The sequence below is a fragment of the Rathayibacter sp. VKM Ac-2760 genome (assembly GCF_009834185.1).
Lineage (GTDB): Bacteria > Actinomycetota > Actinomycetes > Actinomycetales > Microbacteriaceae > Rathayibacter.
This window is the reverse complement of record NZ_CP047173.1, coordinates 2,610,723-2,625,947: the sequence shown is the minus strand read 5'-3', so window position 1 is coordinate 2,625,947 and position 15,225 is coordinate 2,610,723. Positions and strand designations below refer to the sequence as shown.

The window sequence follows — 15,225 nt, the reverse complement described above, 5'->3', positions numbered from 1 at the left end:
CGGAGCCGGACCCGTGTTGGCGATCGGGGCGCCGAGGGGGATCCTCGGAGGGTGAGCACCGCGATCCCGGCCCCCGCCGACCTCCGAGCGCGGTTCCCCGGCGCCCGCGGCTACCACAACGCCTGCACGCTCGGCCTGCCGCCGCGCGAGTCCGCGGCGGCCCTGCGCGCCGACCTCGACGAGTGGTCGGCCGGTGGCAGCACCGCCGCCGCCTACGGCGCGGTCGCCGAGCGGGCGCGAGCGGCGTTCGCGGACATCGCGGGCGTGCCGGTCGCACAGGTGGCGATCGGCTCGCAGACCTCGGCGATGGCCGCCGTGCTCGCCGCGTCGCTCCCGGACGGTGCGCGCGTGCTCTGCGTCGACGGCGACTTCTCCTCGATCGTCTTCCCCTTCCTCGCGCAGGCCTACCGCGGCGTCTCGGTGCGCTCCGTGCCGCTCGAGGCGCTCGCCGACTCCGTCGAGGAGGCGGACGACCTCGTCGTCTTCTCGGCCGTCCAGTCCAGCAGCGGCGCCGTCGCCGATCTCGACGCGGTCGTCGAGGCCGCCGCCCGGCACGGCGTGCGCACCGCCTGCGACCTGACCCAGGCGGCCGGCGTGCTCCCGGTCGACGCCTCCCGCTTCGACGCGACCCTCACCCACGCCTACAAGTGGCTCTGCTCGCCGCGCGGCGTCGCCTTCCTCACCGTCTCGCCCGAGTACGCGGCCGAGCTGCTGCCGGTGCAGGCCGGCTGGTACTCGGGGGAGGACGTCTGGTCCTCCTGCTACGGACCGGCGATGCACCTCGCCGAGAACGCCCGCCGCTTCGACGTCTCGCCCGCCTGGCAGGCGTTCGTCGGGGCGGAGGCGTCGCTCGAGCTGTTCCGCTCGCTCGACCTCGCCGAGGTCTGGGAGCGCGCCTCCGGGCTGGGCGACCAGCTCTGCGAGCGCCTCGACCGCGCGCCGCAGCACCGCGCGATCGTCTCCTGGCCGGACGAGGACGGCGCGGACCTCGCGCGCCTCCAGGCGGCCGGGCTGCGCGTCTCCGGCCGCGGCGGGCGGCTGCGGGTCGCCTTCCACCTCTGGAACGACGAGTCCGACGTCGACGAGCTCGTCCGGGTGCTGCGGGAATAGCTCCCGGTGGCAGCGGTTGTCCTCGGAGTGAGCGAAGCGCAGACCCCCATCACCGTCGACATCTGGTCCGACATCGCGTGCCCCTGGTGCTACATCGGCAAGCGGAAGTTCGAGCGCGGACTGGCGGCGTTCCGCGCCGCCCACCCCGACGCGCCGGAGGTCGCGGTCGAGTACCGCAGCTTCGAGCTCTCGCCCGAGACGCCGGAGGACTACCGCGGCGGCACGGCCGAGTTCCTCGCGCAGCACAAGGGCGTCCCGGTGGAGCAGGCGCAGCAGATGCTCGACTCCGTCACCGCGATCGCCGCGCAGGTCGGTCTCGACTACCACTTCGAGTCGGTCGTGCACGTCAAGACCGTCCGCGCGCACCAGGCGCTGCACCACGCGAAGGCGAACGGGCTGCAGCTCGAGCTGAAGGAGCGGCTGCTCCGGGCCTACTTCGTCGAGGGCCGCGACCTCGCGGACTCCGACGTCCTGGCCGCTCTCTCCGCCGAGGTCGGGCTCGACGCCGACGAGGTGCGGCGCGCGCTCGACGAGCAGCGCCACCTCGCCGACGTGCAGTCCGACATCGCCCAGGCCCGCGAGTACGGGATCAACGGTGTGCCGTTCTTCGTGCTCGACGGCCGCTTCGGGGTGTCCGGTGCGCAGGAGCCGACCGCGTTCACCGAGGTGCTGGAGCACGTCCTGGCGCAGCGGGCGGTCGTCGCGTGAGCGAGCGGGCGCCGATCGGGCCGTTCGAGATGCTCGGCGCGGCGGACGTGCCGGTCTGCGAGGACGGGGTCTGCGCGGTCCCGGCTCCTCCCGCTGTCAGCGAGCAGGCTCCTCCCGCTGTCAGCGAGCAGGCTCCTCGACCGTGATGTCGGCGACCGTCGCTCCGTAGGCGGCGATCAGCGCGTCCGCCTCGACGAAGGCGCTCCGGCCGCTCGTGCCGGCGCCCAGCGCGATCCGGCGGCCGACGATCCGCTCGTCCGCGACGACGGGCCAGGCGGTGGTGGAGCCGATCGGCGTGATGGTCCCGCGGCGGTAGCCCGTCGCCTCCAGCGCCACCGACTCGTCCGGCAGGCGGAGCTTGTTCACGCCGACCACCGCGCGCAGCAGCGGCCAGGAGATCTGCCGCCCGCCGGGGACCAGGGCGAAGACGAAGCCGCCGTCGTGGCGCTTGACCACGAGCGACTTCACGATCCCGCCCGGGTCGATGCCGAGCAGCTCGGCCGCCTCGGCCAGGCTCCCGGCCTCCGGGCGGTCGACGACCTCGACCTCCAGTCCGCGTGCTCGCGCGTCGGCCTCGAAGCGTGCCGGTCCGTCCCGCTCCGCTGCGTCCTCCACCGTCGCGTCCTCCACCGGTGCGTCCTCCACAGCGTCGTTCTCGCCCATCCGTCCCCACCTCTCCGCTCGTTCGCCTTCCCCAACACAGGATCTGGGAGAATCGATACCGATGTCCTCCACTCTCATGGCTGCACCGCCCGCGCGCACCGCGCCGGCGCTCCGGATCGGCCCCCTCGAACTCGACGCCCCCGTCGTCCTCGCGCCCATGGCCGGGATCACCAACACCGCGTTCCGCCGGCTCTGCCGCGAGTTCGGCAACGGCCCCGGTGCCGGACAAATTCTGTTCGTCAGCGAGATGATCACCTCCCGCGCGCTCGTCGAGCGCACCCCGGAGTCGATGCGCCTCATCCGCCACCACCCCAGCGAGAAGGTCCGCTCGATCCAGCTCTACGGGGTCGACCCGAAGACGGTCGCCGAGGCCGTCACGATGCTCGTCGCCGAGGACCGCGCCGACCACATCGACCTCAACTTCGGCTGCCCCGTCGCCAAGGTCACCCGCAAGGGCGGGGGAGCGGCCCTGCCGTGGAAGCTCCCGCTGTTCCGGCAGATCGTCGAGGGCGCGGTGAAGGCGGCGGGCGACGTCCCGCTGACCGTCAAGATGCGCAAGGGCATCGACGCCGACCACCTCACCTACCTCGAGGCGGGCCGGGCCGCGGAGGGCGCGGGAGTCGCGTCGATCGCGCTGCACGCCCGCACCGCCTCCGAGTTCTACAGCGGCCAGGCCGACTGGTCCGCGATCGCGACCCTCAAGGAGGCGATCTCGAGCGTCCCCGTGCTCGGCAACGGCGACATCTGGTCGGCCGAGGACGCGCTGCGGATGATGAGCGAGACCGGCTGCGACGGCGTCGTCGTCGGTCGCGGCTGCCTCGGCCGCCCGTGGCTCTTCGGCGACCTCGCCGCCGCCTTCGCCGGCTCCGACGAGCGGTTCACGCCGACGCTCGGTCAGGTCGCCGCCGCCTTCCGCCGGCACGCCCAGCTGATCTGCGAGTTCTTCGAGAGCGAGGAGCGCGGCTGCCGCGACATCCGCAAGCACGTCGCCTGGTACTTCAAGGGCTACCCCGTCGGCGGCGACCTGCGCGCCCGGATGGCCTCCGTCGTCACGCTCGCCGAGCTCGACGAGCTGCTCGCCACCCTCGACCCCGACGTGCCCTACCCGGGAGAGGCCGCCGAGGGCCAGCGCGGCCGCGCCGGCTCGCCGAAGACCCCGTCCCTGCCCGACCGCTGGCTGGAGTCCCGAGAGCTGAACGCCGACCAGCGCGACGCCGTCTCCGCCGCCGAGATCCACCACAGCGGTGGATGATCGCGCGCTCTGGGGGTACTCGCTCGTCGACGTCGAGCGGTTCCTGCCGGAGGACCACAGCACCCGCCGCTCCGATTTCGCCCGCGACCGCGCCCGGCTCTTCCACTCCAGCTCGCTGCGCAGACTCGCCGCGAAGACGCAGGTGCTCAGCCCGACCGCCGGAGTCGACTTCGCCCGCAACCGGCTCACCCACTCGCTCGAGGTCGCCCAGATCGGCCGCGAGCTCGCGACCAGCCTCGACCTCGACCCCGACGTCGTCGACACCGCGTGCCTCGCGCACGACATCGGCCACCCGCCCTTCGGTCACAACGGCGAGCGCGCCCTCAACACCTGGGCCGAGTCGATCGGCGGCTTCGAGGGCAACGCGCAGACCTTCCGGCTGCTCACCCGCCTCGAGGCGAAGGTCTTCGGCGACGACGACCGCCCCTACGGGCTGAACCTCACGCGCTCGAGTCTCGACGCGAGCTGCAAGTACCCGTGGCCCGACACCCGCTCCGTCGCCGACCCCTCCGGCCGCGCCAAGTACGGCTTCTACGCCGACGACGAACCCGCCTTCACCTGGATGCGCGAGGGCGCACCCGAGGGCGTCCGCTGCATCGAGGCCGAGGTGATGGACCTCTCCGACGACATCGCCTACTCGGTGCACGACTTCGAGGACGCCGTCTTCTCCGGCTACATCGACGTCGAGGCGCTCGGCTCCCGCGTCGACCACGACGACCTCGTCGAGTCGATGCACTCCTGGGTCGGCGGCGAGATCGGCCACGACGAGCTCGTCGCCGCCTTCGACCGGCTCGACTCCCTCGACGTCTGGGTCGACTCCTGGGACGGCTCCCGCCGCGACCAGGCGCGCCTCAAGAACCTCACCAGCCAGCTCATCGGCCGCTTCGCCGCCTCCGCCACCGAGGCCACCCGCGACGCCTACTCGCACCCCGACCTCGTCCGCTTCGGCGGCCACGTCGTCGTCCCCCGCGAGCAGCAGGCCGAGATCGCCGTCCTCAAGGGCATCGTCGCCACCTTCGTGATGTCCCGCAACACCCGCCAGCCCATCTACGCCCAGCAGCGCGAGGTCCTCACCCGCCTCGCCGACACCCTCCTCGAGCGCGGTGCCGGCGCCCTCGACGCCGGCTTCGCCGAGGACTGGAACGCCGCCGGCACCGACGACGCCCGCCGCCGCGTCGTCGTCGACCAGGTCGCCAACCTCACCGACCAGAGCGCCCTGAGCTGGTTCGAACGGCTGTGCCACTGACTCGAAGCGGGGCGTAGCCCCGCTTCTCGTCGGACGCCCGTCCCTGCCGGGCGTCCGCGCGGTCGGCTTCTCGACGTGGTGAGTTCCGCAGAGCGGGTCGCGGACGCCTAGCGCGATCCGCTGGCACGCGGATCGCGCCTCCGGCTGCATCTTTCGCCGTGCTCGCCGGGAGGCCGGTCCCCGCGGGCCGCGTGCGCCGGTCGGCGACCGCCATGCTGGTCGAGTAGGGCGCGCAGCGGCCGTATCGAGGCCGACGTGTTCGGGCGGTTGGGTCTCGATACGCCGCGTTCCGCGGCTACTCGACCAGCAGGGCAGCGCAGGGCGCGTACGCGGGTCGGCGACCGCCTTGCTGGTCGAGTAGGGCGCGCAGCGGCCGTGTCGAGACCGGCATGTTCGGGCGGGTGGGTCTCGGTACGCCGCGTTCCGCGGCTACTCGACCAGCATGTGCGCGGGAGGCGGGTGCGCCGTTCGGCGCTCCTTCTTGCTGGTTCCGCGGCTGCTCGACCGGCAGGCGCGAGGCGGAAACGGCGCACTCGGCCGGGGGGCGGGCGGCGGCGGATACGATGGGGACCATGCCTCGGATTCGACAGACGGATGTCGAGGAGGTCAAGGCCAGGGTCAACATCGCGGACGTCGTCGGCGAGTACGTGACACTCAAGTCGGCCGGCGTCGGCTCGCTGAAGGGGCTCTGCCCGTTCCACGACGAGCGCAGCCCGAGCTTCCACGTGCGCCCCCAGGCGGGCTTCTACCACTGCTTCGGCTGCCAGGAATCGGGCGACGTCTACAGCTTCGTGATGAAGATGGACCACACCTCCTTCAGCGAGACCGTCGAGCGCCTCGCCGGCCGCATCGGCTTCCCCCTCCAGTACGAGGAGGGCGGCGGCCAGGCCCCCGAGACCGGCGGTCGCGCCCGCCTCATCGCCGCCAACAACGCCGCGGAGGAGTTCTTCCGCGAGCAGCTCGCGACCCCCGGCGCCGACGTCGGGCGCCGCTTCCTCGGCGAGCGCGGCTTCGACCGCGCCGCCGCCGATCGCTTCGGCGTCGGCTTCGCCCCCGACGGCTGGGACGGTCTGACCACCGCGCTCAAGCGCCGCGGCTTCTCCGAGGAGGAGCTCACCACCGCCGGCCTCGTCAGCAGCAGCAACCGCGGCGGCGTCTACGATCGCTTCCGCGGCCGCCTGGTCTGGCCGATCCGCGACGTCACCGGCCAGACGGTCGGCTTCGGCGCCCGCCGCCTCCTCGAGGAGGACAAGGGCCCGAAGTACCTGAACACCCCCGAGTCGCCCGTCTACCACAAGTCGCAGGTGCTCTACGGGCTCGACCTGGCCAAGCGCGACATCTCCCGCGGCCACCGCGTCGTCGTCGTCGAGGGCTACACGGACGTCATGGCCTGCCACCTCGCCGGCGTCACCACGGCGGTCGCCACCTGCGGCACCTCCTTCGGCGTCGACCACATCAAGGTCCTGCGCCGGGTGCTCGGCGACGACAGCGGGGTCGGCGAGGTCGTCTTCACCTTCGACCCCGACGCGGCGGGTCAGAAGGCCGCCATGCGCGCGTTCCAGGAGGAGCACCGCTTCGCCGCGCAGACCTTCGTCGCCGTCGCGCCCGAGGGTCTCGACCCGTGCGATCTGCGCCTCAACCGCGGCGACGACGCCGTCCGCCGGCTGATCGACGACAAGAAGCCGATGTTCGAGTTCGTCATCCGCCAGCTGCTCGCCCGCTACGACCTCGACACGGTCGAGGGCCGGATCGCCGCCCTGCGCGCCGCGGCCCCCGTCGTCGCCGAGATCCGCGACCCCGCCCTCCGCCCCGGCTACTCCCGCGAGCTCGCCCGGATGCTCGGTCTGGACATGTCCGAGGTCAACTCGGCCGTCCGCTCCGCGGGCTCCCGCGCGCGCAACGCCCCGGGTGGCCGGGACGAGCGCCCGCAGGAGGAGGCCCAGGAGGCACCCGTCGGCGCCCGGCTCGCCGACCTGCCCGTCGACGTCGTCACCCGCATCGAGCGCGAGGCCCTGATGGCGATGCTGCAGCTGCCCCAGGCGATGGGGGAGCCGCTGCTCGCCCGCGCCGCGCACGCCGCCGTCACCAACGAGACGCTCCGCGTCGTCCGTGATGCCGTCGTCGCCAACCTCGAGCGCGCGCAGGACCGCGACTGGGTCGAGCACGTGGCCGCGGACGTGCCCGGGCCGTTCGCCTCGCTCGTCCGCCAGCTCGCGGTCGCGCCGATCCCCGCCGCCGACGAGGCCGGCCTCGCCCGCTACTCCAAGGACGTCGCGATCTCGCTGATCGAGCGCGACCTCCTCCGCGAGATCGCCGAGCTGCGCGGGGCGCTCCAGCGCGCCTCGTCGGACCCGGTGCTCTCCCGGGCCGTGCAGGTCCGGCTGGTCGAGCTGGAGCGCGAGAAGCGGGCTCTGCGCACCGAGTGAGCGCAGCGCGGGACCGGCCGAGGCCGCTGCCCGACGTGTGTTGCGGTCGTGTGAAGATACCCGCCCGCGCCCCACGCCAATTCGGAGAGCGCTCCCGCATGTGTTACGACTGAGGAACAGCAATGCGGGCGCTCAGCGTCGTGGCCCCACCGTGTCCGGAAGTCAGCGCCCTCGGCGCTGCGCCGCAAGGACCCGGTACCGCAAGCACCCAGTACCGCAAGGACTGCGCCGCGGACCACGTCGCGCGCCGGCATCCGATTTCTGACAGGAAGAGGCAGACGGAGATGACATCCGGATTCACTCGCGGCAAGCGAGCACTCGGCACGGCAGCAGGCTTCGCCGCGGTCGCGCTCGTGCTGGCGGGCTGCTCCGCCGGCGGCGGGGACTCGACCGGCGGCGCCGCCGGCGGCACGCTCACCATCGGCACCACCGACAAGATCACCACGCTCGACCCCGCGGGTTCGTACGACAACGGCTCCTTCGCCGTGATGAACCAGGTGTTCCCGTTCCTGATGAACACCCCCTACGGCAGCCCGGACGTCGAGCCCGACATCGCCGAGTCGGCCGAGTTCACCGCGCCGACCGAGTACACGGTGACGCTCAAGGAGGGACTGAAGTGGGCCAACGGCCACGACCTGACCTCCTCCGACGTCAAGTTCTCCTTCGACCGCCAGGTCGCGATCGCGGCCGAGAACGGCCCCTCATCGCTCCTCGCGAACCTCGACAGCGTCGCGGCTCCCGATGACACCACCGTCGTCTTCACGCTGAAGTCGGAGAACGACCAGACCTTCCCGCAGATCCTCTCGAGCCCCGCGGGCCCGATCGTGGACGAGGAGGTCTTCTCGGCCGACGAGCTGACCACCGACGAGGACATCGTCGCGGGGGATGCCTTCGCCGGTCAGTACACGATCGCCAACTACGACGTGAACAACCTCATCCAGTACAAGGCATATGCCGACTACCAGGGCGTGCTCGGCGAGGCGAAGACGGGCACCGTCAACGTCAAGTACTACGCCGACAGCTCGAACCTGAAGCTGGACATCCAGGAGGGCAACATCGACGTCGCGTACCGGAGCCTCTCCGCGACCGACGTCGAGGACCTCCGCGGGAACGACGCCGTCAAGGTCGTCGACGGTCCCGGCGGCGAGATCCGCTACATCGTCTTCAACTTCGACACCCAGCCGTTCGGCGCGACCACCGGTGAGGCCGACGCGGCCAAGGCGCTGGCCGTCCGCCAGGCCGCGGCCGACCTGATCGACCGCGACGAGATCGCCGACCAGGTCTACAAGGGCACCTACACCCCGCTGTACTCCTACGTCCCGCAGGGCCTGACCGGCGCGACCGAGTCCCTCAAGGGCCTCTACGGCGACGGCCAGGGCGGTGCCGACGCGGACAAGGCGGCGGCGACGCTCCAGGCCGCGGGCGTGACCACCCCGGTCACCCTCAACCTGCAGTACTCGAACGACCACTACGGTCCGTCCTCGGGCGACGAGTACGCGCTGATCAAGGACCAGCTCGAGTCGACCGGCCTGTTCACCGTGAACCTGCAGACCACCGAGTGGGTGCAGTACTCGAAGGACCGCTCGAGCGACGTCTACCCGGCGTACCAGCTCGGCTGGTTCCCGGACTACTCCGACGCCGACAACTACCTGTCGCCGTTCTTCATCAAGGAGAACTTCCTCGCGAACCACTTCGACGACGCCGACGTGCAGAGCCTGATCGCTCAGCAGGTCTCGACGACCGACACGGCCGAGCGCACCGCACTGATCGAGCAGATCCAGGACCAGGTCGCGGCGGAGCTGTCGACCCTGCCCTACCTGCAGGGCTCGCAGGTCGCGATCGTCGGCAGCACCGTGAGCGGAGCCGAGGACACCCTCGACGCCTCGTTCAAGTTCCGCTACGCGGCGCTCAGCAAGGGCTGATCCACCCCTCCGGCCGGCGCCTCCCCACCCGGGAGGCGCCGGCCGTTCTCCACGAAAGGCATCACGTGACGACAGCCACGACGGCTGCGGCGACGGCGCCCACCCGGCGACCGCGCGGCTCCGGAGGAGGACTCGGGCGCTACCTGCTCGTCCGCTTCCTGCTCATCATCCCGACCGTCTTCATCCTCGTGACGATGGTGTTCCTGCTCATGCGCTCGACGGGCGACCCGATCACCGCCGCCCTGGGCGGTCGGCTCACGGCCGACCAGCTGGCCGAGCGCGTCGCGGCCGCCGGCTACGACCGGCCGCTGATCGTGCAGTACCTCGAGTACCTCGGCAACCTGCTGCGCGGCGACTTCGGCACGACCCTGAGCGACAACCGCCCGGTCACCGAGGTGCTGGTCACCTACGGCGCCGCGACCGTCGAGCTCGCCTTCTACGCCCTGATCGTGGCGTTCCTGGTCGGCATCCCGCTCGGGATGCTCGCCGCCTACCACCGCGACCGCACGCCCGACGCGGTCCTGCGCATCTTCGCGATCCTCTGCTACGCCACCCCCGTCTTCTTCGCGGGCCTGCTGCTCAAGCTCGTCTTCTCGGTCTGGCTGAAGTGGTTCCCCGTCGCCGGCCGCGCGACGACGAACACCGAGCTCTCGCTGCAGTTCCTCGAGAACAAGACCGGCATCTACCTGATCGACGCGATCCAGACCGGCGACCCGGCCGCCGTGGCCGACGTGCTCTCGCACGCGGTGCTGCCGGCGGTCGCGCTCGGCCTGCTGACCGCGGGCATCTTCCTCCGCCTCGTGCGCACCAACGTGATCGGCACGCTCGGCACCGACTACGTCGACGCCGCCCGCTCGCGCGGAGTGAGCGAGTTCCGCCTGGTCCGCACGCACGCCTACCGGCCCGCCCTCATCCCGATCATCACCGTCATCGGCCTGCAGATCGCCCTGCTGCTCGGCGGCGCGGTGCTGACCGAGACGACCTTCGAGTGGAAGGGCCTCGGCTTCCAGCTGGCCGAGTACCTCCAGGCGCGCGACTTCGTCGCCGTGCAGGGCATCGTCGCCCTGCTGGCCGTGATCGTGGCGCTGACCAACTTCATCGTCGACGTCATCGCGGCGCTCATCGACCCGCGAGTGAGGTACTGACCCATGAGCACCACCACTCCGGCGCGACCGCGCCGCCGCCTCGCCGACCGGCTGCCGGTCGTCCGCCAGCTCCGGCAGAGCGTGGGCCTCCAGCGCGGGATGCTCGTGACCGGTCTCGTGATCACCGGCGCGTTCCTCCTCGTCGCGGCCCTCGCCCCGCTGATCGCCCCCTACGGCTACTCGCAGCTGCGCACCGGCACCGAGTCGTTCGGCGCGCAGCAGCCGCCGAGCGCGGAGCACCTGCTCGGCACCACCGTCGGCGGGTACGACGTCCTCTCCCGCGTGCTCTGGGGTGCGCAGACGGCGTTCCTGGTCATCGTCGTCGCCGTCGTCCTGTCGATCTTCCTCGGCGTCTTCCTCGGCCTCGTCTCCGGCTACCTCGGCGGCTGGCTCGACCGCGTGCTCGTCGTGATCTGCGACGCGATCTACGCCTTCCCGACCCTGCTGCTCGCGATCGTGATGTCGATCGTGATCTCCGGCGGGCAATCGAACCTCTGGTCGGGCATCTTCGCCGCCGCGGTCTCGATCACGGTCGTCTACATCCCGCAGTACTTCCGGGTGATCCGCGCCGAGACGGTGCGGATCAAGGGCGACGCCTTCGTCGAGTCGGCGAAGGTCATCGGCGCCTCGACCCCGCGGATCATGTTCAAGCACGTGCTGCGGAACGCCACCCGCACCCTGCCGCTGATCTTCACGCTCAACTCGTCCGAGGCGATCCTCACCCTCGCGGGCCTGGGCTTCCTCGGCTTCGGCATCGAGCCGACCTCGGCCGCCGAGTGGGGCTACGACCTCAACAAGGCGCTGTCCGACGTGACGAGCGGCATCTGGTGGACCTCGGTCTTCCCGGGTCTCGCGATCGTCCTCGTCGTGCTAGGCATCACGCTGGTGGGCGAGAGCCTGAACGACCTCGCCGACCCGCGCCTGCGCGGCCGGCGCGCGGTGGCCGCCGGTGCCGGCGATGTCGCCGCGACGTCCGTCGTGCCGGGCGGCGCACTGCCCGCCGACGGCCTGGAGACGCCGGGACACGATCCCGTCGCCGGAGTGGAGAAGACCCGATGAGCGTCCAGCGCCCCAGCGACAGCCGGCCCGCCGATGCGGGCTCCCGCCCGATCGTCGACATCCAGGACCTCGAGGTCGCCTTCGCCAGCGATCGCGGCGCGGTCCGCGCGGTGGCCGGCGTCAGCCTCCGCGTCGAGCGCGGCGAGGTGCTCGCCATCGTCGGCGAGTCCGGCAGCGGCAAGACCGTCACCGCCAAGTCGATCCTCGGGCTGCTGCCCGAGACCGCGACGGCCTCCGGCGTCATCCTGCTGTCGAAGAAGAACGGCTCCTCCTCGACCGACGTGGTGTCGGTGCCGAAGGGGCGCCTTCGCGAGCTCCGCGGCACCGACGTCGCGATGGTCTTCCAGGAGCCCGGCACCGCGCTGAACCCGGTCTTCACCGTCGGCTGGCAGATCGCGGAGGGGCTGCGCGCGCACGGCTCCGTCTCGCGCAAGGACGCCCGGAAGCGCGCCATCGACGTGCTGCGCACCGTCGGCATCCCGGAGCCGGAGAAGCGGGTGGACTACTACCCGCACCAGTTCTCCGGCGGCCAGAAGCAGCGCGTCGTCATCGCGATGGCGCTCGTCCTCGACCCCGGACTGATCGTCGCCGACGAGCCGACCACGGCCCTCGACGTGACGGTGCAGGCCGAGATCCTCGATCTGCTCCGCCGCTGCCGCGACGACTTCGGCACGTCGATCGTCCTGATCACCCACAACATGGGCGTCGTCGCCGACCTGGCCGATCGCGTCGCCGTGATGTACCAGGGCGAGCTGGTCGAGGAGGCGCCGGTCGCCGAGCTCTTCGCGTCGCCCAAGGCGGAGTACACCCGGACGCTGCTCGCCGCCGTCCCGCACGTGGGCCAGGGCGTCGCCCGGGCGAAGGAGCGCGCCATCGAGCGCGCCGGCGCCCCCGCGGCGGAGACGCTCGTCCTCGCCGAGGACCTGCGGATCCAGTACCCCGGCCGGCTCGGCCGCCCCGGCTTCGTGGCCGTCGACGGCGTCTCCTTCCGCATCCGTGCCGGGGAGGTGCTCGGCCTCGTCGGCGAGAGCGGCTCGGGCAAGACGACCATCGGCCGCGCGATCGCCGGGCTCACCCCGGTCACCGGCGGCTCGCTGCGCGTGCTGGGCAAGGAGATGCGCGGCATCCGCGAGCGCGCCTTCCGCCCCGTCCGCGGCGACATCGGCTTCGTCTTCCAGGACCCTGCCTCCAGCTTCAATCCGCTGCTCACGATCGCCGAGTGCGTCGCCGAGCCGCTGATCGTGCACGGCCGCGCCCGCGACGCCGGCGCCGCGCGGAAGCGGGTCGACGAGCTGCTGGAGGCGGTGCAGCTGCCGCGCTCCTACGGCGACCGCTACCCGCACGAGCTCTCCGGTGGCCAGCGCCAGCGCGCGAGCCTCGCCCGGTCGCTCGCGCTCGAGCCGAAGCTGCTGATCGCCGACGAGCCGACCTCGGCGCTCGACGTCTCGGTGCAGGCGCGGGTGCTCGAGCTGTTCGCCGAGCTGCAGCGCGAGTTCGGCTTCGCCTCGCTCTTCATCAGCCACGACCTCGCCGTGGTCGACCTCCTCGCCGACCGGATCGCCGTGCTCTACCGCGGCGAGCTGGTCGAGGAGGGGACGGGCGAGGAGGTGCTCTCCGCGCCGAAGCACCCGTACACCCAGCGGCTGCTCGCCTCGCTCCCCGTGCCCGATCCGGGGGAGCAGGCCGAGCGCCGCGAGCTCCTCCGCAGCATCGTGCAGGCGGAGCGGAAGGCGTGAGCCGGCCCGCCGCCTCCGCGCCCATCGTCGTCGACGACCTCAGCGTCGAGTATCCGCAGCGCGGGATCAGCGGGCGCTGGACCGCTCTGCGCGGGGTCAGCCTCCGCGTCGAGCCGGGCGAGGTGCTCGGCATCCTCGGCGGCAGCGGCTCGGGCAAGTCGACGCTGGCCCGCGTGCTCGGCGGCGAGGGCCTGGACGGTCCCGCGGGCGCCGGCGCGCGGACGCGGCCGGTGATCATCGGCGGCGAGGCGACCGTGTCCGGCCACCGCCTCCGCGGCATGCCGGCCCGCGAGGTCAAGCGCTTCACCTTCGACGTCGCGCACCTGGCGCAGGACGCCGGCGCCGTGCTGCGGCCGGAGCTGACCGTCTCGGAGCTGATCGCCGAGCCGATCTTCCTCCGCGACCGCCACTACGACCCGAAGAGCGCGGCGGTCCGGGTCGCGACGCTGCTCGACTCTGTGCACCTGCCGCTCTTCCTGCTCGACCGCTTCCCCTACGAGCTCTCCAGCGGCCAGCGGCAGCGCGTCGCGATCGCGCGCGCGCTCGTGCTCGACCCGACGGTGCTCATCGCCGACGAGCCGACCTCGGGCATCGACGCGACCGTCCGCGAGTCGATCGTCGATCTGCTGACCGCTCTGCGCCGGCGGGAGGGCTTCGCCGCGGTCGTCGTGAGCCACGACATCGACGTGCTCAGCCGGGCGACCGACCGCATCGCGGTGCTGGTCGAGGGCGAGGTGGTCGCCTACGGGCCGCTGCTCGAGGTGCTGACCGAGTCGCGGCACCCCTACGTCCGCGAGCTCGGCGCCGCCTTCGCCGAGTACGAGCGCTTCGACGCCGGCCGGGCCGCGCGGATCGCCCCGGCGGGGGAGCCGGGATGACGGGGCCGCGCGTCGCCGTCCTGCCGCGGCCGAAGCCGATCTTCACCGACGCCGTCGAGGCCGGCGGCGGAACCGTCGTCGGCGTCGAGGACGCGGAGGCGCTGCTCTGGCTCTCCTACGGCCGCACCGACGAGCTCGCCGCGGTCCTGGCCGAGCACCCGGCCGTGCGCTGGGTGCAGCTGCCCTGGGCCGGCGTCGACGTCTTCGCGCCGGTACTGCGCGGCACGCGTCGGGAGGGACTGCGCTGGACGAGCGCGAAGGGCGCCTACGCCGAGCCGGTCGCCGAGCACGCGCTCGCGCTGACCCTCGCGCTGCTGCGCTCACTGCCCGAGCGGGCCCGCGCCGACTCCTGGGGCGAGAAGCGCGCCAGGACCCTGCACCGCGCCCGGGTCGTCGTCGTCGGCGCGGGCGGCATCGCCGTCGAGCTCCTCCGCCTGCTGAGCGTCTTCGACGCGCACGTGACCGTGGTGCGCCGGAGCGCCGTGCCGCTGCCCGGCGCCGACCGCACCGTGACCGCGGAGCAGCTGGGCGACGCGGTCGCCGACGCCGACGTGCTCGTGCTCGCGGCCGCCGCGACCGACGGGACCGCCCGGCTGGTCGACGACGTTCTGCTCCGCCGGCTGCCCGCGGACGCCGTGCTGGTCAACGTCGCGCGGGGGACTCTCGTCGACACCGATGCGCTCGTCGCGGCGCTCGCGGAGGGCCGCCTCGCCGGCGCCGCCCTCGACGTCACCGACCCGGAGCCGCTGCCCGACGGGCATCCGCTCTGGCGCGAGCCGCGCTGCCTGATCACGCCGCACTCCGCCGACACCCCGGAGATGACCTCGCCGCTGCTCGCCGAGCGGGTGCGCGCCAACGTCGCCGCCTTCGCCGAGGGCCGCGATCTCCTCGGCGTCGTCGACCCGGCGCTGGGCTACTGACGCAGGATTTGGAGTTCGCGCAGACTTTGCTAAAGTAGTCACGCGCTGTTCGCCTCCGGGCGTTCGGATGATCCTCGATAGCTCAATTGGCAGAGCAATCGGCTGTTAACCGGTAGGTTCTTGGTTCGAGTCCAAGTCGGGGAGCGAAAGGGCCTGGGAC

12 protein-coding genes and 1 tRNA gene are annotated in these 15,225 nt (G+C 72.4%); 12 read left to right on the top strand and 1 reads right to left on the bottom strand.

All coding sequences use genetic code 11. The annotated features are described in order from the left end of the window. Positions 1 to 51: 51 nt before the first annotated feature. Entirely contained in the window at positions 52 to 1,110 is a 1,059-nt protein-coding gene (locus tag GSU72_RS11925; protein WP_159985205.1) for an aminotransferase class V-fold PLP-dependent enzyme, read from the top strand. Positions 1,111 to 1,137: 27 nt separating this feature from the next. Next, positions 1,138 to 1,818: a DsbA family oxidoreductase gene (locus GSU72_RS11920; RefSeq protein WP_159985204.1), complete on the top strand. Its 681-nt coding sequence runs from the start codon at positions 1,138 to 1,140 to the stop codon at positions 1,816 to 1,818. A gap of 120 nt (positions 1,819 to 1,938) precedes the next feature. Here the strand turns inward: GSU72_RS11920 and GSU72_RS11915 are convergent, their stop codons facing one another. Beyond that, positions 1,939 to 2,481 (bottom strand): YbaK/EbsC family protein, encoded by a 543-nt coding sequence (locus GSU72_RS11915; RefSeq protein WP_159985203.1) that lies wholly within the window; start codon positions 2,479 to 2,481, stop codon positions 1,939 to 1,941. Positions 2,482 to 2,542: 61 nt separating this feature from the next. On the opposite strand from GSU72_RS11915, the gene dusB reads away from it, so the two are divergent. The 10 genes from dusB to GSU72_RS11865 all read left to right on the top strand — a co-directional run bounded on the left by dusB (position 2,543) and on the right by GSU72_RS11865 (position 15,209). Next, positions 2,543 to 3,733, top strand: coding sequence for a tRNA dihydrouridine synthase DusB (gene dusB, locus GSU72_RS11910; protein ID WP_159985202.1), 1,191 nt, complete (start codon positions 2,543 to 2,545; stop codon positions 3,731 to 3,733). Next, positions 3,726 to 4,979 carry a deoxyguanosinetriphosphate triphosphohydrolase gene (locus tag GSU72_RS11905; protein WP_159985201.1) on the top strand — a complete coding sequence of 418 codons (1,254 nt, stop codon included), beginning with the start codon at positions 3,726 to 3,728 and terminating at the stop codon, positions 4,977 to 4,979. Before dusB ends, GSU72_RS11905 begins: the two co-directional genes overlap by 8 nt. Positions 4,980 to 5,551: 572 nt before the next feature. Further along, complete coding sequence (dnaG, locus tag GSU72_RS11900) at positions 5,552 to 7,405, top strand: DNA primase (RefSeq protein WP_159985200.1); 1,854 nt, start codon at positions 5,552 to 5,554, stop codon at positions 7,403 to 7,405. 284 nt (positions 7,406 to 7,689) lie between these two features. Beyond that, positions 7,690 to 9,327 carry an ABC transporter substrate-binding protein gene (locus GSU72_RS11895; RefSeq protein WP_159985199.1) on the top strand — a complete coding sequence of 546 codons (1,638 nt, stop codon included), beginning with the start codon at positions 7,690 to 7,692 and terminating at the stop codon, positions 9,325 to 9,327. A gap of 65 nt (positions 9,328 to 9,392) precedes the next feature. Continuing rightward, complete coding sequence (locus GSU72_RS11890) at positions 9,393 to 10,472, top strand: ABC transporter permease (RefSeq protein WP_123445640.1); 1,080 nt, start codon at positions 9,393 to 9,395, stop codon at positions 10,470 to 10,472. A 3-nt stretch (positions 10,473 to 10,475) separates the two neighbouring features. After that, positions 10,476 to 11,531 carry an ABC transporter permease gene (locus tag GSU72_RS11885; protein WP_159985198.1) on the top strand — a complete coding sequence of 352 codons (1,056 nt, stop codon included), beginning with the start codon at positions 10,476 to 10,478 and terminating at the stop codon, positions 11,529 to 11,531. Continuing rightward, entirely contained in the window at positions 11,528 to 13,267 is a 1,740-nt protein-coding gene (locus GSU72_RS11880) for an ABC transporter ATP-binding protein (protein ID WP_159985197.1), read from the top strand. Before GSU72_RS11885 ends, GSU72_RS11880 begins: the two co-directional genes overlap by 4 nt. Then, complete coding sequence (locus GSU72_RS11875; RefSeq protein ID WP_159985196.1) at positions 13,264 to 14,145, top strand: ATP-binding cassette domain-containing protein; 882 nt, start codon at positions 13,264 to 13,266, stop codon at positions 14,143 to 14,145. Before GSU72_RS11880 ends, GSU72_RS11875 begins: the two co-directional genes overlap by 4 nt. Beyond that, entirely contained in the window at positions 14,142 to 15,065 is a 924-nt protein-coding gene (locus GSU72_RS11870; RefSeq protein ID WP_159985195.1) for an NAD(P)-dependent oxidoreductase, read from the top strand. The genes GSU72_RS11875 and GSU72_RS11870 overlap by 4 nt, the downstream gene beginning before the upstream one ends. A gap of 71 nt (positions 15,066 to 15,136) precedes the next feature. Continuing rightward, positions 15,137 to 15,209: transfer RNA gene (locus GSU72_RS11865), tRNA-Asn, on the top strand. The last annotated feature ends 16 nt before the right edge of the window (positions 15,210 to 15,225 follow it).